At 55.9% G+C, this 22036-nt stretch carries 24 protein-coding genes; 14 read left to right on the top strand and 10 right to left on the bottom strand.

Annotation, left to right across the window (positions count from 1 at the left end):
• Positions 1–68 precede the first annotated feature (68 nt).
• The 6 genes from cyoA to PI91_RS07670 all read left to right on the top strand — a co-directional run bounded on the left by cyoA (position 69) and on the right by PI91_RS07670 (position 6364).
• Entirely contained in the window at positions 69–1016 is a 948-nt protein-coding gene (cyoA, locus tag PI91_RS07695) for a cytochrome o ubiquinol oxidase subunit II (protein WP_039265835.1), read from the top strand.
• A 16-nt stretch (positions 1017–1032) separates the two neighbouring features.
• Positions 1033–3024, top strand: a complete 1992-nt coding sequence (gene cyoB, locus PI91_RS07690; RefSeq protein ID WP_008503323.1) for a cytochrome o ubiquinol oxidase subunit I — start codon at positions 1033–1035, stop codon at positions 3022–3024.
• Positions 3014–3628: a cytochrome o ubiquinol oxidase subunit III gene (locus tag PI91_RS07685; RefSeq protein WP_008503324.1), complete on the top strand. Its 615-nt coding sequence runs from the start codon at positions 3014–3016 to the stop codon at positions 3626–3628. Before cyoB ends, PI91_RS07685 begins: the two co-directional genes overlap by 11 nt.
• Entirely contained in the window at positions 3628–3954 is a 327-nt protein-coding gene (locus PI91_RS07680) for a cytochrome o ubiquinol oxidase subunit IV (protein ID WP_006809888.1), read from the top strand. Before PI91_RS07685 ends, PI91_RS07680 begins: the two co-directional genes overlap by 1 nt.
• An 11-nt stretch (positions 3955–3965) precedes the next feature.
• Positions 3966–4853 carry a heme o synthase gene (cyoE, locus tag PI91_RS07675; protein WP_039265834.1) on the top strand — a complete coding sequence of 296 codons (888 nt, stop codon included), beginning with the start codon at positions 3966–3968 and terminating at the stop codon, positions 4851–4853.
• Positions 4854–5002: 149 nt separating this feature from the next.
• Positions 5003–6364: an MFS transporter gene (locus tag PI91_RS07670; RefSeq protein ID WP_008503326.1), complete on the top strand. Its 1362-nt coding sequence runs from the start codon at positions 5003–5005 to the stop codon at positions 6362–6364.
• 31 nt (positions 6365–6395) lie between these two features.
• Here PI91_RS07670 and PI91_RS07665 read toward each other — a convergent pair whose 3' ends face one another.
• The gene (locus PI91_RS07665) at positions 6396–6887 is read right to left on the bottom strand and encodes a YajQ family cyclic di-GMP-binding protein (protein ID WP_008503327.1); all 492 of its coding nucleotides are present in this window, start codon (positions 6885–6887) and stop codon (positions 6396–6398) included.
• A gap of 121 nt (positions 6888–7008) precedes the next feature.
• On the opposite strand from PI91_RS07665, the gene panE reads away from it, so the two are divergent.
• The gene (gene panE, locus PI91_RS07660) at positions 7009–7920 is read left to right on the top strand and encodes a 2-dehydropantoate 2-reductase (RefSeq protein ID WP_008503328.1); all 912 of its coding nucleotides are present in this window, start codon (positions 7009–7011) and stop codon (positions 7918–7920) included.
• Positions 7883–8476 (top strand): protein deglycase YajL, encoded by a 594-nt coding sequence (gene yajL, locus PI91_RS07655; protein ID WP_008503329.1) that lies wholly within the window; start codon positions 7883–7885, stop codon positions 8474–8476. The genes panE and yajL overlap by 38 nt, the downstream gene beginning before the upstream one ends.
• Before the next feature lie 94 nt (positions 8477–8570).
• On the opposite strand, the gene thiI is transcribed toward yajL, so the two are convergent.
• Positions 8571–10019 carry a tRNA uracil 4-sulfurtransferase ThiI gene (gene thiI / locus PI91_RS07650; protein ID WP_039265832.1) on the bottom strand — a complete coding sequence of 483 codons (1449 nt, stop codon included), beginning with the start codon at positions 10017–10019 and terminating at the stop codon, positions 8571–8573.
• A gap of 191 nt (positions 10020–10210) precedes the next feature.
• On the opposite strand from thiI, the gene xseB reads away from it, so the two are divergent.
• The 4 genes from xseB (at position 10211) to PI91_RS07630 (ending at position 14278) form a co-directional block, all read left to right on the top strand.
• Positions 10211–10453 carry an exodeoxyribonuclease VII small subunit gene (gene xseB, locus PI91_RS07645; RefSeq protein ID WP_008503331.1) on the top strand — a complete coding sequence of 81 codons (243 nt, stop codon included), beginning with the start codon at positions 10211–10213 and terminating at the stop codon, positions 10451–10453.
• Entirely contained in the window at positions 10454–11353 is a 900-nt protein-coding gene (gene ispA, locus PI91_RS07640) for a (2E,6E)-farnesyl diphosphate synthase (RefSeq protein WP_008503332.1), read from the top strand. It abuts the gene before it with no gap.
• Positions 11354–11377: 24 nt separating this feature from the next.
• Positions 11378–13240, top strand: coding sequence for a 1-deoxy-D-xylulose-5-phosphate synthase (dxs, locus tag PI91_RS07635; RefSeq protein ID WP_008503333.1), 1863 nt, complete (start codon positions 11378–11380; stop codon positions 13238–13240).
• Between the two features lie 63 nt (positions 13241–13303).
• Positions 13304–14278: an aldo/keto reductase gene (locus PI91_RS07630; protein ID WP_023343484.1), complete on the top strand. Its 975-nt coding sequence runs from the start codon at positions 13304–13306 to the stop codon at positions 14276–14278.
• 61 nt (positions 14279–14339) lie between these two features.
• Here PI91_RS07630 and thiL read toward each other — a convergent pair whose 3' ends face one another.
• From thiL to nrdR, 5 genes are all read right to left on the bottom strand, one after another.
• Positions 14340–15311 carry a thiamine-phosphate kinase gene (gene thiL, locus PI91_RS07625; RefSeq protein WP_039265831.1) on the bottom strand — a complete coding sequence of 324 codons (972 nt, stop codon included), beginning with the start codon at positions 15309–15311 and terminating at the stop codon, positions 14340–14342.
• 77 nt (positions 15312–15388) lie between these two features.
• Positions 15389–15808, bottom strand: coding sequence for a transcription antitermination factor NusB (gene nusB / locus PI91_RS07620; protein ID WP_006809908.1), 420 nt, complete (start codon positions 15806–15808; stop codon positions 15389–15391).
• Between the two features lie 21 nt (positions 15809–15829).
• Positions 15830–16300, bottom strand: a complete 471-nt coding sequence (gene ribE, locus PI91_RS07615; RefSeq protein WP_003859098.1) for a 6,7-dimethyl-8-ribityllumazine synthase — start codon at positions 16298–16300, stop codon at positions 15830–15832.
• A gap of 87 nt (positions 16301–16387) precedes the next feature.
• Positions 16388–17491 (bottom strand): bifunctional diaminohydroxyphosphoribosylaminopyrimidine deaminase/5-amino-6-(5-phosphoribosylamino)uracil reductase RibD, encoded by a 1104-nt coding sequence (ribD, locus tag PI91_RS07610; protein ID WP_008503336.1) that lies wholly within the window; start codon positions 17489–17491, stop codon positions 16388–16390.
• A 4-nt stretch (positions 17492–17495) separates the two neighbouring features.
• Positions 17496–17945: a transcriptional regulator NrdR gene (nrdR, locus tag PI91_RS07605; RefSeq protein ID WP_008503337.1), complete on the bottom strand. Its 450-nt coding sequence runs from the start codon at positions 17943–17945 to the stop codon at positions 17496–17498.
• Between the two features lie 152 nt (positions 17946–18097).
• Here nrdR and PI91_RS07600 point away from each other — a divergent pair, with 152 nt between their 5' ends.
• Together PI91_RS07600 and PI91_RS07595 are read left to right on the top strand one after the other, a co-directional pair.
• Positions 18098–18637: a DUF3251 domain-containing protein gene (locus tag PI91_RS07600; protein WP_008503338.1), complete on the top strand. Its 540-nt coding sequence runs from the start codon at positions 18098–18100 to the stop codon at positions 18635–18637.
• A 269-nt stretch (positions 18638–18906) separates the two neighbouring features.
• Positions 18907–19770, top strand: coding sequence for a nucleoside-specific channel-forming protein Tsx (locus tag PI91_RS07595; RefSeq protein ID WP_028015691.1), 864 nt, complete (start codon positions 18907–18909; stop codon positions 19768–19770).
• Positions 19771–19858: 88 nt separating this feature from the next.
• Here PI91_RS07595 and PI91_RS07590 read toward each other — a convergent pair whose 3' ends face one another.
• From PI91_RS07590 to secF, 3 genes are all read right to left on the bottom strand, one after another.
• On the bottom strand, positions 19859–20539 hold the full coding sequence (locus PI91_RS07590; protein WP_032656540.1) for a YafY family protein: 681 nt from the start codon (positions 20537–20539) through the stop codon (positions 19859–19861).
• 14 nt (positions 20540–20553) lie between these two features.
• A complete protein-coding gene (locus PI91_RS07585; RefSeq protein WP_008503341.1) occupies positions 20554–20919 on the bottom strand; it encodes a VOC family protein in 366 nt (121 codons plus the stop codon).
• A gap of 141 nt (positions 20920–21060) precedes the next feature.
• Positions 21061–22032 (bottom strand): protein translocase subunit SecF, encoded by a 972-nt coding sequence (gene secF, locus PI91_RS07580; protein WP_008503342.1) that lies wholly within the window; start codon positions 22030–22032, stop codon positions 21061–21063.
• Positions 22033–22036 lie beyond the last annotated feature (4 nt).

The raw sequence follows: 22036 nt of genomic DNA, 5'->3' as shown, positions 1-22036 counted from the left end.
GTAACCTTCCCGTAAAATGCCCGCACACTTTAAACGCCACCAGACTCCCGTGGAATTGAGGTCGTTAAATGAGACTCAGGAAATACAATAAAAGTTTGGGATGGTTGTCATTATTCGCAGGCACTGTATTACTCAGTGGCTGTGATTCTGCACTACTAGACCCCAAAGGACAGATTGGACTGGAACAACGTTCACTGATATTGACGGCTTTTGGCCTGATGTTGATTGTGGTTATTCCAGCCATTTTGATGGCTGTTGGTTTCGCCTGGAAGTATCGTGCGAGCAATAAAGATGCGAAGTATAGCCCGAACTGGTCACACTCCAACAAAGTGGAAGCTGTGGTCTGGACGGTACCTATCCTGATCATCCTGTTCCTTGCCGTACTGACCTGGAAAACCACTCACGCACTTGAGCCAAGCAAGCCGCTGGTTCACGATGAAAAACCGATTACCATTGAAGTGGTCTCCATGGACTGGAAATGGTTCTTCATCTATCCAGAGCAGGGCATTGCTACCGTGAATGAAATCGCCTTCCCGGCGAACACTCCGGTTCAGTTCAAAGTGACCTCCAACTCCGTAATGAACTCCTTCTTCATCCCGCGTCTGGGTAGCCAGATTTACGCGATGGCCGGTATGCAGACTAACCTGCATCTGATCGCGAATGAAGCAGGCACCTACGATGGTATCTCCGCCAGCTATAGCGGCCCGGGCTTCTCAGGTATGAAGTTCAAAGCTATTGCAACGCCAGACCGTGCCGCTTTCGACCAGTGGGTTGAAAAAGCGAAACAGTCTCCAAACACCATGTCTGACATGGCGGCGTTCGAAAAAGTGGCTGCACCTAGCGAATACAACAAGGTGGAGTACTTCTTTAACGTGAAGCCTGATTTGTTCAAAGACGTTATTGGCAAATTTATGGATCACGGCAAGAGCATGGACATGACCCAGCCAGAAGGCGAGCACAGCGCGCACGAAGGTATGGAAGGCATGGACATGAGCCACGCGGAAACCGCTCACTAAGGGGCCGAGGAAGAAAATGTTCGGAAAATTGACACTGGATGCAGTGCCCTACCATGAACCGATTATCATGGTTACGGTGGCTGCAATTATCATCGGTGGCGCGGCCTTAGTTGGCCTGATCACTTACTTCGGTAAGTGGAGCTACCTGTGGAATGAGTGGCTGACTTCGGTTGACCACAAAAAACTCGGTATCATGTACTGCATCGTCGGTATCGTCATGTTAATTCGTGGCTTTGCGGATGCGATCATGATGCGTAGCCAGCAGGCGCTCGCGTCTGCGGGTGAAGCCGGCTTCCTGCCACCGCACCACTACGACCAGATCTTTACCGCCCACGGCGTTATCATGATCTTCTTCGTGGCGATGCCGCTGGTTATCGGTCTGATGAACGTGGTCGTTCCGCTGCAAATCGGCGCGCGCGACGTTGCGTTCCCGTTCCTGAACAACCTGAGCTTCTGGTTCACCGTTGTCGGCGTTATTCTGGTTAACCTGTCACTGGGTGTGGGCGAATTCGCGCAGACCGGCTGGCTGGCTTACCCACCGCTGTCAGGAATTGAGTACAGCCCGGGCGTTGGCGTCGACTACTGGATTTGGGCGCTTCAGCTCTCCGGTGTCGGTACGACCCTGACCGGTATCAACTTCTTCGTGACCATTATCAAGATGCGTGCCCCTGGCATGACCATGTTCAAGATGCCGGTATTTACCTGGGCATCTCTGTGCGCCAACATCCTGATTATTGCGTCCTTCCCAATTCTGACTGTTACCATCGCGCTGCTGACCCTGGACCGCTACCTGGGCACCCATTTCTTCACGAACGATATGGGTGGCAACATGATGATGTACATCAACCTGATTTGGGCATGGGGTCACCCGGAAGTTTACATCCTGGTTCTGCCTGTATTCGGTGTGTTCTCCGAAATCGCGGCAACCTTCTCGCGTAAACGTCTGTTTGGTTACACCTCTCTGGTGTGGGCAACCGTGTGTATTACCGTTCTGTCGTTCATCGTTTGGCTGCACCACTTCTTCACCATGGGTGCGGGCGCGAACGTAAACGCCTTCTTCGGTATTACCACCATGATTATCGCCATCCCGACCGGGGTGAAGATCTTCAACTGGCTGTTCACCATGTATCAGGGCCGTATCGTGTTCCACTCAGCAATGCTGTGGACCATCGGCTTCATCGTGACCTTCTCCGTCGGTGGGATGACCGGCGTACTGCTGGCGGTACCGGGTGCTGACTTCGTTCTGCACAACAGTCTGTTCCTGATTGCGCACTTCCATAACGTTATCATCGGTGGCGTGGTCTTCGGCTGCTTCGCTGGCGTAACCTACTGGTGGCCAAAAGCGTTCGGCTTCACGCTGAATGAAAAATGGGGTAAACGCGCGTTCTGGTTCTGGATCATCGGCTTCTTCGTCGCCTTTATGCCGCTGTACGTGCTGGGCTTCATGGGTATGACCCGTCGTCTGAGCCAGCAGATCGATCCGCAGTTCCACCCAATGCTGATGGTTGCAGCGGGCGGTGCCGTGCTGATTGCCTGTGGTATCGCGTCTCAGCTGATTCAGTTCTACGTGTCTATTCGCGACCGCGACCAGAACCGTGACCTGACCGGTGACCCATGGGGTGGCCGTACGCTGGAGTGGGCGACCTCTTCTCCACCGCCTTTCTATAACTTTGCCATCGTGCCTCAGGTTCATGAACGCGACGCATTCTGGGAAATGAAAGAAAAAGGTGAAGCGTACAAGCAACCTGCTCATTACGAAGAGATCCATATGCCGAAAAACAGCGGTGCGGGCATCGTGATTGCCGCCTTCGCAACGGTATTTGGTTTCGCAATGATCTGGCACATCTGGTGGATGGCGATTGTTGGCTTTGCTGGCATCGTAATCAGCTGGATTGTGAAGAGCTTTGACGAGGACGTGGACTACTACGTACCAGTCCGTGAAGTTGAAAAGCTGGAAAATCAGCATTTCGACGAGATTTCTAAAGCGGGGCTGAAAAATGGCAACTGATACTCTGGCGCACTCAACTGCCCACGCGCATGAACATGCGCACCACGATACAGGACCGACCAAAGTCTTCGGTTTCTGGATCTACCTGATGAGCGACTGCATTCTGTTCTGCTGTCTGTTCGCGACCTATGCCGTTCTGGTGAACGGCACAGCGGGCGGCCCGACCGGCAAGGACATCTTTGAACTGCCGTTCGTTCTGGTTGAAACCGCACTGCTGTTATTCAGCTCCATCACCTACGGCATGGCGGCTATTGCCATGTACAAAAACAACAAGAGCCAGGTTGTCTCCTGGCTGGCGTTGACCTGGCTGTTTGGTGCTGGATTTATCGGGATGGAAATCTATGAATTCCATCACCTGATCATGGAAGGCTTCGGCCCGGATCGCAGTGGCTTCCTGTCTGCGTTCTTCGCGCTGGTCGGCACCCACGGTCTGCACGTGACCTCCGGTCTGATCTGGATGGCAGTACTGATGTTCCAGATCTCCCGTCGCGGCCTGACCAGTACTAACCGTACCCGTATCCTGTGCCTGAGCCTGTTCTGGCACTTCCTGGACGTGGTGTGGATCTGTGTGTTCTCTGTTGTCTATCTGATGGGGGCGATGTAATGAGTCATTCTAACGATCATGGCGCTTCCCACGGCAGCGTAAAAACCTACATGACAGGTTTCATCCTGTCGATCATTCTGACGGTGATCCCGTTCTGGATGGTGATGAACGGTTCTGCATCTAAGCCGGTTATCCTGGGCGCAATCCTGGTGACCGCGGTGATTCAGATTCTGGTGCATCTGGTTTGCTTCCTGCACATGAACACCAAGTCCGATGAAGGCTGGAACATGACGGCCTTTATCTTTACCGTGATTATCATCGCTATCCTGGTAGTCGGTTCCATCTGGATTATGTGGAACCTTAACTACAACATGATGGTTCACTAAGAGCGGCGAGTATGTTTAAGCAATACCTGCAAGTCACGAAACCAGGCATCATCTTTGGCAACCTGATCTCCGTAATCGGAGGGTTCCTGCTGGCCTCTAAAGGCAGCATTGATTACACCCTCTTTATTTACACGCTGGTCGGTGTGTCACTGGTGGTTGCGTCCGGTTGTGTATTTAACAACTACATCGACATGGATATCGACAAGAAGATGGAAAGGACCAAAAATCGGGTGCTGGTTAAAGGCCTGATTGCCCCTTCCGTCTCGCTGGTGTACGCCACCTTGCTGGGTATTGCTGGCTTTATGCTGCTGTGGTTTGGTGCTAACCCGCTGGCCTGCTGGCTGGGGGTGATGGGGTTCGTGGTGTATGTGGGCATCTATAGCCTGTATATGAAACGTCACTCCGTCTACGGCACGCTGATTGGTTCTCTCTCCGGCGCTGCGCCGCCGGTGATTGGCTACTGCGCGGTTACGAACGAGTTCGATAGCGGTGCGCTGATCCTGCTGGCTATCTTTAGCCTGTGGCAGATGCCGCACTCCTATGCCATCGCGATTTTCCGCTTTAAGGATTATCAGGCAGCGAACATCCCGGTTCTGCCGGTCGTGAAGGGCATCTCCGTTGCCAAGAACCACATCACGCTGTACATCATCGCCTTTGCCGTGGCAACGCTGATGCTCTCTCTGGGTGGTTACGCCGGATACAAATATCTGGCGGTAGCGGCTGCGGTGAGCGTCTGGTGGCTCGGCATGGCGCTGCGCGGTTACAAAGTGGAAGATGACAAAGTCTGGGCGCGCAAGCTGTTTGTGTTCTCGATTGTGGCCATCACCTCGCTGTCCGTGATGATGTCCGTGGATTTCATGGTGCCAGATTCACATAACCTGCTGACTTACGTCTGGTAAGCCACAACAGGTAAATAAAGGGGTGCTTCGGCACCCTTTTTTATTCATAAAATCCATTAATAACGCATGTAATATTTGTTAAATAACCCTTTATTTACCCCGCCCCTTCCCCGCACTACACTATGGCCTGCTTTTGAACTGAGGTGGTAATGAACGATTATAAAATGACGCCAGGCGAGCTACGCGCGACCTGGGGCTTAGGGACTGTCTTCTCGCTACGGATGCTTGGCATGTTTATGGTCCTGCCTGTTCTGACCACATACGGTATGGCGCTGCAGGGGGCCAGCGAGGCGCTGATTGGCCTCGCCATTGGCATTTATGGTCTGGCGCAGGCGGTGTTCCAGATCCCGTTTGGCCTGCTCTCTGACCGGGTGGGCCGCAAACCGCTGATTGTCGGCGGGCTGCTGGTCTTTGTGCTCGGAAGCGTCATTGCCGCCCTCTCCCACTCCATCTGGGGGATTATTCTTGGCCGCGCCCTGCAGGGCTCCGGCGCGATTGCCGCCGCGGTGATGGCGCTGCTGTCAGACTTAACCCGCGAGCAGAACCGCACCAAAGCCATGGCCTTTATCGGCGTCAGCTTTGGCGTGACGTTTGCGATTGCGATGGTGCTGGGCCCGATAATCACCCATGCGCTCGGCCTGCACGCCCTGTTCTGGATGATTGCCGTGCTGGCAACCCTCGGCATTGCCTTAACCCTGTGGGTGGTGCCGGACAGCAAAAACCACGTTCTGAACCGTGAATCCGGCATGGTAAAAGGCTGCTTCAGCAAAGTGATTGTCGAGCCGCGCCTGCTTAAGCTGAATTTTGGCATTATGTGCCTGCACATTCTGCTGATGTCGACCTTTGTCGCCCTTCCCGGCCAGCTTGCCGCAGCGGGTTTCCCGGCGGCTGAGCACTGGAAAATCTATCTGGTCACGATGTTGATTTCGTTTGTCTCCGTCGTGCCGTTCATCATCTACGCCGAAGTGAAGCGCAAAATGAAGCGCGTCTTCGTGGGCTGCGTGGCGCTCCTGCTGATTGCCGAGATCGTGCTCTGGGGCGCCGGCCCGCACTTCTGGGAGCTGATTGCCGGGGTACAGCTGTTCTTCCTGGCGTTTAACCTGATGGAAGCCCTGCTGCCGTCGCTGATCAGCAAAGAGTCCCCCGCCGGTTACAAAGGCACGGCGATGGGTATTTACTCCACCAGCCAGTTCCTCGGCGTGGCGATCGGCGGCTCGCTTGGCGGCTGGGTCGACGGCCTGTTTGATTCACAAACCGTGTTTCTCGCGGGCGCGCTGCTGGCGACAGTCTGGCTGCTGGTTGCCGGCACCATGAAAGAGCCGCGCTACGTGAGCAGCCTGCGCGTAGAAATCCCGGATGATGTGGAGATTAGCGACGCGCTGAAACAGCGTCTGGAAGCAAAAGAAGGGGTCACGGAGGTGCTGATTGTTCCCGAAGAGCGCAGCGCTTACGTCAAAATTGACAGCAAGGTGACCAACCGCTTTGAGGTCGAGCAGGCGCTGAAAGCGTGAAAAAAAGCCCAGGTAAACCGGGCTTTTTATATTAGTCGCGGAAGTTTTTAAACTGGAACGGTTGTCCCAGATCGCCGCCGCGCACCAGCGCCATCACGGACTGCAGATCGTCGCGGGACTTACCGGTCACGCGAATTTCCTCGCCCTGGATCTGCGCCTGCACCTTCAGCTTGCTGTCTTTGATGAGCTTCACGATCTTCTTCTGCACCGCGCTCTCGATGCCCTGCTTCAGCTTCGCTTCAACAAACCACGTTTTGCCGCTGTGGACGAACTCTTCCGGCACGTCCAGGGAGGTCCCTTCGATGCCGCGCTTCAACAGCTTGGCGCGCAGAATGTCGAGCAGCTGATTCACCTGGAAATCAGACTCGCTCAGCACCTTAATGGTCTTATTTGCGTCGTTCAGCTCAAACGACGCCTCAACGCCACGAAAATCGAAACGTGACTCAACTTCGCGGGTTGCGTTCTCAACGCCGTTGCGAACTTCCTGGATATCAACTTCGGAAACAATATCGAAAGATGGCATCTTTTCTTCTCCCTTCACTTTTGTTGCGTTGCATAATACCCGCTACGAGGCATAACTCAACAGAAGCTTAGCTGTATAATTAAGCTGTAACACCTGGCGCAGTTGCAGGTGAGGAGGAACAATGAAAATTACGGTGCTCGGATGCGGAGCGCTTGGTCAGCTGTGGCTGACCGCACTGTGCAAGCACGGACATGAGGTTCAGGGCTGGCTGCGCGTGCCCCAGCCTTATTGCAGTGTAAACCTGATTGGTGAAGACGGAAGCATCTTTAACGAATCCCTCACCGCGAACGATCCTGATTTCCTGGCGCAAAGCGACCTTTTACTGGTGACGCTTAAAGCGTGGCAGGTCTCAGACGCGGTAAAAACGCTGGCCGCGCAGCTCCCCCCCACTTCGCCCATACTGCTGCTGCATAACGGCATGGGAACCCTGGATGAGCTGAAAAGCGTTCCGCAGCCCCTGCTGATGGCAACGACCACCCACGCTGCGCGCCGCGACGGCAACATCATCGTGCATGTCGCCAGCGGCGTGACGCACATCGGGCCTGCCAGAACGCAGGATGGGGACTACAGCTATCTTGCCGATGTGCTGCAGAAGGTGCTCCCGGACGTGGCCTGGCATAACCACATTCGCCCTCAACTCTGGCGCAAGCTGGCCGTTAACTGTGTGATCAACCCGCTGACGGCGCTGTGGAACTGCCCGAACGGTGAACTGAAAAACCATCCGCAGGAGGTGGCGTCCCTCTGTGCAGAAGTCGCGGCGGTCGTTGAGCGGGAAGGCTTGCATACCTCAGCAGACGATTTGCGCTGTTATGTCGAGCAGGTTATTGAGAGTACAGCTGAGAACATCTCCTCGATGCTGCAGGATGTTCGGGCATTACGCCACACGGAGATCGACTACATTACGGGATATCTGCTAAAACGCGCCCGCGCGCACGGCATCGCGGTGCCGGAAAACGCCCGTCTGTATGACCTGGTTAAACGTAAGGAGAGTGAATATGAGCGCGTCGGCACTGATCTGCCTCGCCCCTGGTAGCGAAGAGATGGAAGCGGTCACCACCATCGATCTGATGGTGCGCGGCGGCATTAAGGTCACCACCGCCAGCGTCGCCAGCGACGGTAATCTGGCAATCACCTGTTCACGCGGGGTGAAAATCCTTGCAGATGCACCGTTGGTACAGGTGGCTGACGGAGATTACGACATCATCGTGCTGCCCGGTGGGCTGAAAGGCGCGGAATGTTTTCGTGACAGCCCGCTGCTGGTTGAGACCGTGCGTCAGTTCCATTTATCCGGCCGCATCGTCGCCGCCATTTGTGCCGCCGCCGGAACGGTTTTGGTTCCACACGATATCTTCCCCATCGGCAACATGACCGGCTTCCCGGGGCTGAAAGACACCATTCCGGAAGATCAATGGGTGGACAAGCGCGTCGTCTGGGATCCCCGCGTCAACCTGCTGACCAGCCAGGGCCCGGGCACCGCGATTGATTTTGGCTTAAAGATTATCGACCTGCTGGTCGGGCGCGAGAAGGCGTACGAAGTCGCGTCATCGCTGGTGATGCCAGCGGGGATTTATAATTACTATGAAGAGTAGTGCATAAAAAAAGCCGGGTGGCGGCTACGCCTTACCCGGCCTACAAATGCACGGTACCGTAGGCCCGGTAAGCGAAGCGCCACCGGGCGAGAAACTACGGACGATACACCTTCACATTGGCAAAGCCCTGCTCGCGCAGATACAGCGCCTGCAGGCGACTCATCACCCCGCGCTCACACCACAGCAGGTACGTTTTGCTCTGGTCGAGGTCGCCAAACTTCGTGCTCAGCTTGTAGAACGGCAGAGAAACCACTTCGACGCCGTCAACCTGCAGCGGCTTGTCATCCTGCTCGTCAATAGAGCGGATATCCAGAATCGCGTCGTTCGCGCCGAAACCGCTCACGGTCTCCACTTCTACCACTTCCTGCTCGGTCTGCTGGGCGATCTCGCGGATATCAATGTTGGACGCTTCTTCCACCACTTTATCCAGAATGCTGAAATCGAAGTTCTCTTCTTCCGCTTCGATCTTCGCCTTCACCGCTTTGACGGTCGGGCTTTTTGAGATCACGCCGCAGTATTCCGGCATGGTGCGGGCAAAATCTTCGGTACCGATTTCGCGCGCCAGATCGATGATGTGCTCTTTGTCATGGGAGATCAGCGGACGCAGGATCAGGGTATCAGACACGTTGTCGATCAGGCGCAGGTTGGTCAGCGTCTGGCTGGAGACCTGCCCCAGCGCTTCACCGGTGACCAGCGCCTGCACGCCGTAGCGTTCAGCCACTTTGGATGCCGCACGCACCATCATACGCTTGAGGACAACGCCCATCTGACCGTCGTCCACTTTCTCAAGGATTTCGCCGACCACCGGTTCGAAATTGATTGCCACGAAACGCACGCGGTGAGAGCTGCCGAAGCGGTTCCACAGGTAATGCGCCACCTGACGAACGCCGATTTCGTGCGCCGCGCCGCCCAGGTTGAAGAAGCAGTAGTGTACGCGGCAGCCGCGGCGCATCAGCATATAGCTGGAGACGCCGGAGTCGAAGCCGCCGGAGATCAGGGACAGAACATCTTCCTGAGTCCCGATCGGGAAGCCGCCGATACCTTCATAGCGGCCTTTCACCAACACCAGGCGATCGTTTTCGATCTCCAGATTAACGGTCACGTCCGGGTTGGTCAGACGCACGCGCGCCGTCTCAACGTGCTGGTTCAAACCGCCGCCAACGTAACGTTCCACTTCAATGGAGCTGAAGTCGTGCTTACCGCGACGCTTCACGCGCACGCAAAAGGTTTTGCCTTCGATCCGATCGCGGTACTGAACCAGCGCTTTTTCGAAGATGTCGTGCATATCGCTGAACGGGACATCTTCCACTTCCAGAATATGGTGGATCCCCGGAATACGGGTCAGCGCGTCGCGAATATCCTGACGTTTGTTTTCGTCTTTCGCACGAACCTCAACGTGGTCCCAGTGGCGCACCACGGCGAGGGTTTCGTCGTAGTGCTTTAAAACGTTACGAATGTTCCCGGTGAGAATTTTAATAAAGCGCAAACGCACAGATTGGCTTTTGATGGTGATTTCAGGGAACAATTTAATGATAAACTTCATGGCGGCAATGTTTCTTAGGCAAGCGTATTAAGGCTTGTAATGGAAAAGAGTACAGCAGCCCACACCCGTGGCTGCATCCAGGCGCGCAAGTATACCACCATCGCGCCGCTCCTGTGCACATTGCGCGTTATTTGATAATTGCCCTGAGTCCGTTACCATGTCGGGGCTGAGAATATAAGAGTCAATTCACTATGCCGAAGAAGAACGACGCACCGGCCAGTTTCGAAACTGCGCTGAGTGAACTGGAGCAAATCGTTACCCGTCTTGAGAGCGGCGATCTCCCGCTGGAAGAGGCGCTCAACGAATTCGAGCGCGGCGTGCAGCTGGCGCGCCAGGGGCAGGTCAAACTGCAGCAGGCCGAGCAGCGCGTGCAGATCCTGCTTTCCGACAGCGAAGACGCGAAAACCACGCCTTTCACACCGGACGCCGAGTAAATGGATTTTGCCAACGAGCTTCAGGCGCGCGTCGTGCGTGCCAACGACGCCCTGCGCCGATTTATTGCGCCACAGCCTTTTCAGAACACTCCTCTGGTTGAAGCCATGCACTATGGCGCACTCTTGGGTGGAAAGCGCCTGCGCCCGTTCCTGGTGTACGCCACCGGCAACATGTTTGGCATCAGCGATAACACGCTGGACGCCCCGGCAGCCGCCGTTGAGTGCATCCATGCCTACTCGCTGATCCACGACGATCTCCCGGCGATGGACGACGACGATTTGCGTCGGGGTCAACCCACCTGCCACATCAAGTTTGGCGAGGCGAATGCTATTCTGGCGGGTGATGCCCTGCAGACGCTGGCGTTCTCGATTCTGAGCGACGCACCAATGGCCGAAGTGGCTGACCGTGACCGTCTGGCAATGATTTCCGAACTGGCCATGGCCAGCGGCGTGGCCGGCATGTGCGGCGGTCAGGCGCTGGATCTTGAAGCGGAAGGACGTCAGGTTAATCTGGAACAGCTGGAGCGTATTCATCGCCATAAAACCGGGGCATTGATTCGTTCCGCCGTTCGCCTGGGCGCGCTGAGCGCGGGTGAGCAAGGGCGCAAAGCCCTGCCGATTCTGGACAGATACGCAGAAAGTATCGGTCTGGCATTCCAGGTTCAGGATGACATTCTGGATGTGGTGGGCGATACTGCAACATTGGGTAAACGTCAGGGTGCGGACCAGCAGCTTGGCAAAAGTACCTACCCCGCCCTGCTGGGTCTTGAGCAAGCCCAACGTAAAGCCCGGGATCTGATTGACGATGCCCGCCAGTCGCTGAATGAACTGGCTGCGCAATCGCTGGATACCTCGGCACTGGAAGCGCTAGCGGACTATATAATCCAGCGTGATAAATAAACTATATATCTCGATGAGCCTTTGATGAGTTTTGATATTGCCAAATACCCGACACTGGCGTTAGTTGACTCCACCCAGGAGTTACGTCTGTTGCCGAAAGAGAGCCTGCCGAAGCTGTGCGACGAGCTGCGTCGCTACCTGCTCGACAGCGTAAGCCGCTCCAGCGGCCATTTCGCCTCCGGGCTTGGCACGGTAGAGCTGACCGTGGCGCTGCACTACGTCTATAACACGCCGTTCGATCAGCTGATCTGGGACGTGGGTCACCAGGCCTATCCGCACAAAATTCTGACCGGACGTCGCGATAAAATTGGCACCATTCGTCAGAAAGGCGGTCTGCACCCGTTCCCGTGGCGCGGTGAGAGCGAGTATGACGTGCTGAGCGTCGGCCATTCCTCCACCTCCATTTCTGCGGGCATCGGTATTGCCGTCGCCGCCGAGAAAGAGAACAAGCAGCGCCGCACCGTCTGCGTGATTGGCGACGGTGCCATCACCGCGGGTATGGCCTTCGAAGCCATGAACCATGCGGGCGACATCAAGCCGGACATGCTGGTTATCCTCAACGATAACGAAATGTCGATCTCCGAGAACGTTGGCGCGCTGAACAACCATCTGGCACAGCTGCTCTCCGGCAAGCTTTACTCCTCGCTGCGTGAAGGCGGTAAAAAAGTCTTCTCCGGCGTACCGCCGATCAAAGAGCTGCTTAAGCGTACCGAAGAGCACATCAAAGGCATGGTCGTGCCGGGTACCCTGTTTGAGGAGCTGGGCTTTAACTATATTGGCCCGGTTGACGGCCACGACGTACTGGGGCTGGTCACCACGCTCAAGAACATGCGCGACCTGAAAGGCCCGCAGTTCCTGCACATCATGACCAAAAAAGGGCGTGGCTACGAGCCGGCGGAAAAAGATCCGATTACCTTCCACGCGGTACCGAAATTTGACCCGTCCAGCGGCTGTCTGCCGAAAAGCAGCGGCGGCATGCCGAGCTATTCAAAAATCTTCGGCGACTGGCTGTGCGAAACCGCCGCAAAAGACAACAAGCTGATGGCGATCACCCCGGCCATGCGCGAAGGCTCCGGCATGGTAGAGTTCTCTAAAAAATACCCTGACCAGTATTTCGACGTGGCCATTGCCGAGCAGCACGCGGTGACATTTGCAGCAGGCCTGGCGATCGGCGGCTACAAACCGGTTGTCGCTATCTATTCCACCTTCCTGCAGCGCGCCTACGATCAGGTGATCCACGACGTGGCGATCCAGAAGCTGCCGGTGCTGTTTGCCATTGACCGTGCGGGCATCGTCGGTGCCGACGGCCAGACGCACCAGGGCGCGTTTGACCTGTCGTTCCTGCGCTGCATTCCGGATATGGTGATCATGACGCCAAGCGACGAGAACGAATGTCGTCAGATGCTGTTTACCGGCTACCACTATCAGGATGGCCCAAGCGCTGTTCGCTATCCGCGCGGCAATGCGGTGGGCGTTGAGCTGCAGCCGCTGGAGAAGCTGGCGATCGGTAAAGGTCTGGTTAAACGTCGCGGTGAGAAAGTGGCGATCCTGAACTTCGGCACGCTGATGCCAGAGGCGGCGAAAGTAGCTGAAACGCTGAATGCCACCCTCGTGGATATGCGCTTTGTGAAGCCGCTCGACGAATCCCTGATCCTGAGTATGGCGGAGGCGCACGACGTGCTGGTCACGCTGGAAGAGAACGCGATTATGGGCGGTGCGGGCAGCGGCGTGAACGAGGTGCTGATGGCAAACCGTAAAGCCGTTCCGGTGCTGAACCTCGGCCTGCCGGACTATTTCATCCCGCAAGGTACCCAGGACGAAGCCCGCGCGGCGATTGGCCTGGACGCTGCCGGTATCGAAGCTAAAATCCGCGCCTGGCTGGACTGATCCCTCCCCCCTTTCCGCTCCTGCTATGCTTAAACGTATTGTTTAAACAGCAGGAGCGGAACCGTGCAATACACAACATTAGGAAAAACGGACCTTAAGGTTTCCCGACTTTGTCTGGGATGCATGACCTTTGGCGAGCCCGATCGGGGGAACCACGCCTGGACGCTGCCGGAAGAGAGCAGCCGTCCGATCATCAAACGCGCCATCGAGGGCGGCATTAACTTCTTTGACACCGCCAACAGCTACTCCGACGGCAGCAGCGAGGAGATTGTCGGCCGCGCCCTGCGCGATTTTGCCCGTCGGGATGACATCGTCGTTGCCACCAAGGTGTACTACCCGGTGGGCGACCTGCCGCAGGGCCTTTCTCGCGCGCAGATCCTGCGTTCCATTGACGACAGCCTCAGGCGCCTGAACATGGATTACGTCGACCTGCTGCAAATTCACCGCTGGGATTACAACACGCCGATCGAGGAGACGCTTGAGGCGCTCAACGACGTCGTCAAAGCCGGTAAAGCACGCTACATCGGCGCATCGTCGATGCACGCGTCGCAGTTCGCTCAGGCGCTGGATCTGCAGGCGCAGCACGGCTGGGCGCGCTTTGTCACCATGCAGGATCACTACAATCTGATCTATCGTGAAGAAGAGCGTGAGATGTTGCCGCTGTGCCATCAGGAGGGCGTGGCGGTCATCCCGTGGAGCCCGCTCGCGCGCGGTCGCCTGACCCGTCCGTGGGGCGAAACTACGGCCCGTCTGGTCTCGGATGAAGTGGGAAAAAATCTTTATGAAGGAACAGAGGCCAGCGATGCGCTGATTGCCGAACGCCTGGCCGGCATTGCCGACGATACCGGCGCAACCCGCGCCCAGGTAGCGCTGGCATGGCTGCTGGGTAAACGCGGCGTCGCGGCTCCCATTATCGGCACGTCCCGGGAAGAGCAGTTGGACGAACTGTTAAACGCGGTGGATATCACGCTGACGCCCGAACAGGTTGCCGAGCTGGAGACGCCGTATCAGCAGCATCCGGTGGTGGGGTTTAAATAAGCCCCTCTTTTGTAGGCCGGGTAAGGCGGAGCCGCCACCCGGCAATACAGAGCGTACAACATCACGCGAAGTGATCGTACCCTTTCCAGTCCAGCGTAACCGGCGCACCGTCTTTCACAAACTTCAGCCCTTCACTCTCCGGCATGATCTGCCCGATACAGGTGAATTTCGCGCCAAGATGCGCTAACGCCACGTCGAGCGTTCCACGGTTCAGCTCCGGAACGGTAAAGCACAGTTCATAATCTTCACCACCGGACAGCGCCCAGCGCAGCGCCTGCTCAGGTTCGACATGACGAAGCAGTTCCTCTGACAGCGGGAACAGATCCAGGTCAACGCGCGCGCCGACACCGCTCGCCTTCAGAATATGGCCAAGATCTGAGATCAGCCCGTCAGAGAGATCGATAGCCGAGCTTGCGCGCTCGCGCAGCGCCTGACCGTGCAGAATACGCGGCGTCGGGCGCAGATGGCGTTTCATCAGATACGCCGCATCGTCAGCGTTCTTCACGGTTAAGCGATCCTGAAGAATCGCCAGGCCCGCGGCGCTGTCGCCCGGTGTACCGGTCACGTAGATCCAGTCGCCGGGTTTTGCACCCGAACGCTTCAGCGCGCGACCAAGCGGTACATAGCCATGGATCGCCAGCGTCATCGACAGCGGCCCGGCAGTGGTATCACCGCCAATCAGCTGCATATCGTAGTAGTTAAGCTGCTCAAACAGCGCATCGCTGAATGCTTCAAGCCAGGCTTCGTCTACCTCAGGCAGCGTAAGCGCCAGGGTTAACCACGCGGGATCGGCCCCCATTGCCGCCAGATCGCTGACGTTAACCGCCAGTGCCTTATACGCCAGATCGGCAGGATCGATATCCGGTAAAAAATGACGTCCGCACACTAAGGTGTCGGTGCTGATTGCCAGCGTCTGTTTTTCGGGAATATTGAGAAGTGCACAGTCATCGCCGATGCCGGTTTCAACATCAAGACGAGAGGTTCTGACACGGTCGAAATAACGGGCAATCAGGGAGAATTCGCCGCATGCCATACGTTATGCCTCAGCAAATAAAAGAAAAAACCGGAGCCGCACTGCCCGTCAGGCAATGCAGAACTCCGGTTTGCGGATCACTTTTTGTGGGGACGGATCGCAGGTGCTGCTTTATCAAGTACGCCGTTTACAAACTTGTGGCTGTCTTCAGCGCCGAAGGTTTTCGCCAGTTCGATCGCTTCGTTGATAGCCACTTTGTACGGCACATCATCACGTTTAGACAGCTCAAACAGCGCAATGCGCAACACTGCTTTTTCTACCTGACCCAGCTCTTCGAGCAGACGGGACAGGTAAGGTTTCATCAGACCATCGAGATACGCGCTATTAGTCGCCACTCCCGACAGCAGTTCACGGAAGTACAGAACGTCAACGTCTTTCACGTCCTGTTCTGACAGGAACTGGTATTCAACATCAGCGATGTCGTTCTGGGACAACTGCCAGGAGTAAAGTGCCTGGACGGCACATTCACGGGCGCGGCGACGAGCAGCAGGTTTCACGGAATTCCCCTTACAAAAAAATCAGGCCTTGATGGCTTTCAATACATTGATCATTTCAAGCGCGGTCAGTGCAGCTTCTGCACCTTTGTTACCGGCTTTGGTGCCAGCACGTTCGATGGCTTGTTCAATACTTTCGGTGGTCAGCACGCCGAACGCGACAGGAATTTCAGCATCCTGCGCAACGTGTGCCAGACCGTTGCTTGCACCGCCCGCAACGTATTCGAAGTGCGCAGTGCCGCCACGAATAACGGTACCCAGCGCAATCACCGCGTCATATTTACCGGTTTTCGCCAGCGCGCCCGCCGCCAGTGGCAGTTCGTAAGCGCCTGGAACCCAAACAACGGTAATGTTGTCATCTTTAACCTGGCCGATACGTTTCAGGGCGTCAACCGCACCTTCCAGCAGGCTATCGTTGATGAAGTTGTTGAAACGCGCAATGGTGATGGCGACGCGAGCGTCCGGGGTAGCTACAGCAGCTTCAATAATGTTCATACTCTTCCTTTACGGGTTCATTTGGCCCCGCAGGGGGGCGGATTTTATCATAATACTTTGCGCACTGCTTCCCTATTTCGGGAGCAATTACGCTGTCGTTAAGTGGAGGCAGACATCCGGACCTACCGGACGAATCTCGCTAAATTTGAGTTGTGGTGCATCGGCCAGTTTTTCAAGGCCGGGCAGCACAAACAGGCCGCGCGCGTCACTGCCCAACAGTTTAGGCGCAACGTAAACAAGCAGTTCATCCACCAGCCCGGCCTGTAAGAGCGCGCCGGCGAGCGTTGGACCCGCTTCGACCCAGATGCTGTTCACCTGCTGCTTGCCGAGCAGCATCATCAGCACCACCAGATCCAGATGCCCGTTATGTTCCGGCACCGTAATGCTCCGTACGCCTTCCGGCCATGCGCGCGTATCTTCTTTGGTGCGCGCAATCCAGGTTTCCCCTGGCTGCTGGACGATGCGGTGCTCCGGCGTCACGCGGTTCTGGCTATCAATGACAATACGCAGCGGCTGACGCAGGTTCTCCTGCGGATACAGAGCCTGGGTATCGGCATTCAGCTCGTCCCAGCGCACGGTCATGGCCGGATCGTCAGCCAGAACGGTTTCACTGCTGGTGAGAATAGCATGGCTTTGCGCACGCAGACGTTGCACATCGCGCCTTGCCTGCGGAGATGTTATCCACTGGCTCTCGCCGTTTGCCATTGCCGTACGACCGTCCAGCGAGGCACCCAGCTTAAGCTGGATATACGGGAACCCGGTACGCATGCGCTTCAGGAAACCTTTGTTGAGCGCTTCCGCGTCCTGCATCATCAGGCCATGGCTGACGTCAATGCCTTCCTGCTGCAGACGATACAGACCACGTCCGGCCACCTGCGGATTCGGGTCCTGCATCGATGCAACCACGCGCGACACCCCCGCGGCAATCAGCGCGTCGCAGCACGGTGGCGTACGCCCGTGATGGCTGCAGGGCTCCAGCGTAACGTAGGCCGTCGCACCGCGCGCCTTCTCGCCGGCCATGCGCAGCGCATGAACCTCAGCATGCGGTTCGCCTGCGCGATAGTGAAAGCCCTCCCCCACGATCTCGCCATCTTTAACGATAACGCACCCGACGTTCGGGTTGGGATGGGTCGTAAAACGACCGCGCTGCGCCAGCTTCATGGCTCGCGCCATGTACATCTCATCGTGCATGAGCTTAATCCTGTAAGCGGGCGATCTCTTCGCCAAACTCTTTGATGTCTTCGAAACTGCGGTAGACCGAGGCAAAGCGGATATAGGCGACCTTATCGAGCTTTTTCAGCTGCTCCATTACCAGGTTGCCGATCATCTTGCTGGGCACTTCACGCTCACCCAAACCACGAAGGTAAGATTTTATGTGGTTTAACGCCATCTCCACGTCGTCCGCGCTGACGGGACGCTTTTCAAGGGCCTTCAGCATTCCGCTGCGCAGTTTCTCTTCGTTAAACGGCTCACGCACGTCGTTACTTTTAACCACGCGCGGCATGACCAGCTCTGCCACCTCAAAGGTCGTGAAACGCTCGTTACACACCAGACACTGCCGACGACGGCGCACTGAAGACCCTTCGCCCACAAGGCGAGAGTCGATGACTTTGGTATCCACAGCGGAGCAGAATGGGCAATGCATACGGTATCCCTGTTATCTGGTTAACTGATTTTCATTTTACCCTGAACTGGCCTGACAACAAAGGAAGAGCTTTTTGAGAAAAAGGATCTATGTCTGACACAATGATGCTGGCTACCATTAGGACGATCCGTTATTTCAAGGAAATAAACGCAATGACAAGACGTTACCTGAAAATATTGCTGGTGGGGAGCCTCTTCACCCTTAGCGCCTGTGCACAGCAAACCGAAGTCCGTCAGATGAAACAGAGCGTCAATACGCTCAATACGGCGATGGACAAGCTAAACAAAGAAACGGTGAAGATCACCCAGCAAAACGCGCTGAACGCGAAATCTACCAGCGGGGTATACCTGCTGCCGGGGGCGAATACGCCTGCCCTGCTGAACAGCCAGATTGGCACGCTAAAAATGTCTCTGGTGAATGTGGCGGCGAATGCCGATGGTACTCGCGCAACATTACGCATCAAGGGAGAGTCCAACGATCCGCTTCCGGCCTTCAGCGGCACCGTCGAGTGGGGCCAGATCCAGGGCACCACGGAGAACTACCAGGAGGTGAACGTGAAGAATCAGCTCTTCACCGCCCCGGCCAGTGTTTTAGCACCCAGTGATGTGGATATTCCGCTTCAGTTAAGCGGCCTTACGCCGGAACAGTTAGGCTTTATCCGCATTCACGACATTCAACCCGCCGCGCAGTAATCCTCTTTTTTTAGCGGAGTGAAATGTCACTCCGCTAACATTTACATTTCGTATGGATTGGCAACATAAATGATTGCCGCTACAATCCCGGCCGTTTAAAGTACGCAAACGTGAACGCAATCGATTACGCGTATGAGAGATATGTGAAACAACACATATTTTTGTGAGCAGGGATTCCTATAATAGGCACCGCAGAAACACGAAATATTTAGAAACGCAATTCGCGCATTTTTCACTCCCGGAAGGGAATTTCAATCAGTGGCATGATTATGAAAAAAACATTACTCGCAGCTGGCGCCGTGCTGGCACTGTCCTCTTCTTTCACTGTTAACGCAGCGGAAAACGACAAACCACAATACCTCTCCGACTGGTGGCACCAGAGCGTTAACGTGGTCGGCAGCTACCACACGCGCTTTTCTCCGAAGCTGAACAACGACGTTTATCTGGAATACGAAGCGTTTGCTAAAAAAGACTGGTTTGATTTCTACGGCTACATCGATATTCCTAAGACCTTTGACTGGGGTAACGGTAACGACAAAGGTATTTGGTCCGACGGTTCCCCGATGTTCATGGAAATTGAACCGCGTTTCTCTATTGATAAACTGACGGGTACCGACCTGAGCTTTGGTCCGTTCAAAGAATGGTATTTCGCCAACAACTACATCTACGATATGGGTGATAACAAAGGCAGCCGTCAGAGCACCTGGTACATGGGTCTGGGTACAGACATCGACACAGGTCTGCCAATGGGGCTGTCTCTGAACGTGTATGCTAAATACCAGTGGCAGAACTATGGCGCTTCAAACGAAAATGAGTGGGATGGCTACCGTTTCAAAGTAAAATACTTTGTGCCAATCACTCAGGTTTGGGGTGGCCAGCTGACCTATATCGGCTTCACCAACTTCGACTGGGGCTCAGATCTGGGTGATGACAAGAACCGTACCAGCAACTCTATAGCGTCCAGCCACGTTCTGGCCCTGAACTATGATCACTGGCACTACTCTGTCGTCGCGCGTTATTTCCATAACGGCGGCCAGTGGAAAGGTGGGGATACCGTGAACTGGGGTGATGGTGACTTCACGTCTAAATCAACCGGTTGGGGTGGTTACCTGGTTGTAGGTTACAACTTCTAATCAGTGCGGGTTTCGCCCGGTGGCGCTACGCTCACCGGGCCTACGAGCCAAATGTAGGCCGGGTAAGGCGTAGCCGCCACCCGGCTTTTTACTGCCTCACCTTGCGCAAAAAATCCGCCAAAGACCTGTCCGCACTTTCGCTAAACCGCCTTTCCGTAACCACAATATTGAGGCATCTGTCGAGCCGGAAACAGCGATAGTCATCGCGCCGTTCACACCACGCGGCCAGCAGCCAGCGCTCTCCCCAGAAGAACAGCCCCAGCGGCTGAACCTCACGTTTAGACAGCTGTCCTGCTTCATCACGGTAATGCAGCGCCAGCACCTGCTGGGCGGAAATTGCCTGATGAATCCTGTCAAAATCGCTGCGGGAGTGGCTTTGCATGCAAAAATCCGGGGCGTAGATCCGCGTCTGCTCCGCCTTTCGACGACTCTCCTCGGGCAGAATCGCCAGCACCTTTTCCTGAGCCGACTCCAGCTCGCGCGACAGCGATTCCCCGCCCCAGGTTTTGAGCAGGCGAATCGCGACGATCAGCGCCTCGGACTCCTTATTTGTCAGCATCAGCGGCGGCAGGTCAAAGCCCGACATCAGCCGATATCCGCTCCCCGCCTCGCCTTCCACCGGCACGCCGGAAAGCGACAGGTCGCGGATATCGCGGTAGACCGTACGCTCGGACACGCCAAGCCGGTCCGCCAGATGCGCTGCCGTTGTCAGACGCCTGCCCCGCAGGATCTGCACAATCTGAAACAAACGGTCAGCGCGTCGCGTCATTTCTTAGTTCGCTCTCAGGCAGGTTGATGGAGGCCGACGCGGTTACCCTCGCTGTCGGTAAACAAGGCGATAGTGCCAATGCCATGCGGCAGTTCCAGCGGGCCAAACACGCACTCGCCGCCCGCAGAGGCGATGCGATCGAGCGTTGCCGCCAGATTGTCAGTATGCAGGTAAATAATAGCGCCCTGCAAAGACGGTGTAACGCCGTCAAATTTTGCCAGGGCGCCTCCGGTGGCGGGATCCTCATGCGGAAAAACGGCCAGCTCCGCACAGTCCATTTTCTCGCGACGCAGCGCAAGCTGCATCACCGGCTCATAAAATTTGATGGCGCGATCCATATCCGAGACCGGAATTTCAAACCAGTTAATGACGCTTTTCATACATCCTCCTGCCTGTTGTTTGGGTTCAGAAGGAGTCTACGACAGGGCTCCTGACAGCATACTGTCAGGAGTGTTTGTCAGGAGCAGATAAAAAAAATCCCGGTCAACCGACCGGGATTTTGATACGCAGTAAACGTCGCCTTACGGCAGAATGGACGGCTGATCCGCGCCTTCTTTTTCGACTTTCTGCTGGAGCAGGTGCTCACGCTTCATGCCGAGTTTCAGCGCCAGGGCGGACGCAACGTAGATAGACGACGCCGTACCGATGGTGACACCAATCAACATGGTCAAGGAGAAGCCTTCCAGAACCGGGCCACCGAACAGGAACAGCATCAGGATCACCATCAGGGTGGTACCGGATGTGATCAAGGTACGGTGCAGCGTCTGGGTCAACGACACGTTAAAGATTTCGTACGGCGTACCGCGACGGATCTTACGGAAGTTTTCACGGATACGGTCAGATACCACGATACTGTCGTTCAGTGAGTAACCGATGACGGACATCAGGGATGCCACAATCGTCAGGTCAATCTCAATGTGGAACAGCGACAGTATGCCCATGGTGATCACCACGTCGTGCGCCAGAGCGATAACCACACCGGCCGCCAGTCGCCACTCAAAGCGGAAACCGACGTACACCAGGATGGAGATCAGCGCCACCAGCAGCGCCATCGCGCCGGTCTGCGCCAGGTCAGCACCTACGCTTGGGCCGACGAACTCAATACGCTTAACCGCCGCGTTCTGGCTGGTTGTTTCGTTAATCACGCTAACAACCTTACTGCCCAGCTCCTGGCTGCCGTTGGCATCGTGCACCGGCGGCATACGCACCATGATGTCGCGGCTGCTGCCAAAGTTCTGCAGCAGCGGCTCTTCAAAGCCCGCTTTCTGCAGCGATTCGCGCATCTGGTCCATATCGACCGGTTTTTCCAGGGAGATTTCAATTACCGTACCACCGGTAAAATCGAGACCCCAGTTAAAGCCTTTCACGCCCATAATGACGATGGACAGAATCAGCAGGAAACCTGAAATGCCGAAGGCCCAGTAGTCCCAGCGCATAAAGTCCCAGACTTTACGGCCGTGGTTCAATTGTTCAACAGTATATTCCTGTGCCACAACG

This window comes from Enterobacter sp. FB (assembly GCF_000805795.1).
Taxonomy (GTDB): Bacteria; Pseudomonadota; Gammaproteobacteria; order Enterobacterales; family Enterobacteriaceae; genus Enterobacter; species Enterobacter roggenkampii.
Note: the sequence above shows the minus strand (reverse complement) of the source record. Positions and strands in the feature narration are given on the sequence as shown.

Coding starts and splice junctions, on each gene's coding strand:
- cyoA (WP_039265835.1), top strand. CDS start 69: ATGAGACTCAGGAAATACAATAAAAGTTTGGGATGGTTGTCATTATTC.
- cyoB (WP_008503323.1), top strand. CDS start 1,033: ATGTTCGGAAAATTGACACTGGATGCAGTGCCCTACCATGAACCGATT.
- PI91_RS07685 (WP_008503324.1), top strand. CDS start 3,014: ATGGCAACTGATACTCTGGCGCACTCAACTGCCCACGCGCATGAACAT.
- PI91_RS07680 (WP_006809888.1), top strand. CDS start 3,628: ATGAGTCATTCTAACGATCATGGCGCTTCCCACGGCAGCGTAAAAACC.
- cyoE (WP_039265834.1), top strand. CDS start 3,966: ATGTTTAAGCAATACCTGCAAGTCACGAAACCAGGCATCATCTTTGGC.
- PI91_RS07670 (WP_008503326.1), top strand. CDS start 5,003: ATGAACGATTATAAAATGACGCCAGGCGAGCTACGCGCGACCTGGGGC.
- PI91_RS07665 (WP_008503327.1), bottom strand. CDS start 6,887: ATGCCATCTTTCGATATTGTTTCCGAAGTTGATATCCAGGAAGTTCGC.
- panE (WP_008503328.1), top strand. CDS start 7,009: ATGAAAATTACGGTGCTCGGATGCGGAGCGCTTGGTCAGCTGTGGCTG.
- yajL (WP_008503329.1), top strand. CDS start 7,883: ATGAGCGCGTCGGCACTGATCTGCCTCGCCCCTGGTAGCGAAGAGATG.
- thiI (WP_039265832.1), bottom strand. CDS start 10,019: ATGAAGTTTATCATTAAATTGTTCCCTGAAATCACCATCAAAAGCCAA.
- xseB (WP_008503331.1), top strand. CDS start 10,211: ATGCCGAAGAAGAACGACGCACCGGCCAGTTTCGAAACTGCGCTGAGT.
- ispA (WP_008503332.1), top strand. CDS start 10,454: ATGGATTTTGCCAACGAGCTTCAGGCGCGCGTCGTGCGTGCCAACGAC.
- dxs (WP_008503333.1), top strand. CDS start 11,378: ATGAGTTTTGATATTGCCAAATACCCGACACTGGCGTTAGTTGACTCC.
- thiL (WP_039265831.1), bottom strand. CDS start 15,311: ATGGCATGCGGCGAATTCTCCCTGATTGCCCGTTATTTCGACCGTGTC.
- ribE (WP_003859098.1), bottom strand. CDS start 16,300: ATGAACATTATTGAAGCTGCTGTAGCTACCCCGGACGCTCGCGTCGCC.
- ribD (WP_008503336.1), bottom strand. CDS start 17,491: ATGCACGATGAGATGTACATGGCGCGAGCCATGAAGCTGGCGCAGCGC.
- nrdR (WP_008503337.1), bottom strand. CDS start 17,945: ATGCATTGCCCATTCTGCTCCGCTGTGGATACCAAAGTCATCGACTCT.
- PI91_RS07600 (WP_008503338.1), top strand. CDS start 18,098: ATGACAAGACGTTACCTGAAAATATTGCTGGTGGGGAGCCTCTTCACC.
- PI91_RS07595 (WP_028015691.1), top strand. CDS start 18,907: ATGAAAAAAACATTACTCGCAGCTGGCGCCGTGCTGGCACTGTCCTCT.
- PI91_RS07590 (WP_032656540.1), bottom strand. CDS start 20,539: ATGACGCGACGCGCTGACCGTTTGTTTCAGATTGTGCAGATCCTGCGG.
- PI91_RS07585 (WP_008503341.1), bottom strand. CDS start 20,919: ATGAAAAGCGTCATTAACTGGTTTGAAATTCCGGTCTCGGATATGGAT.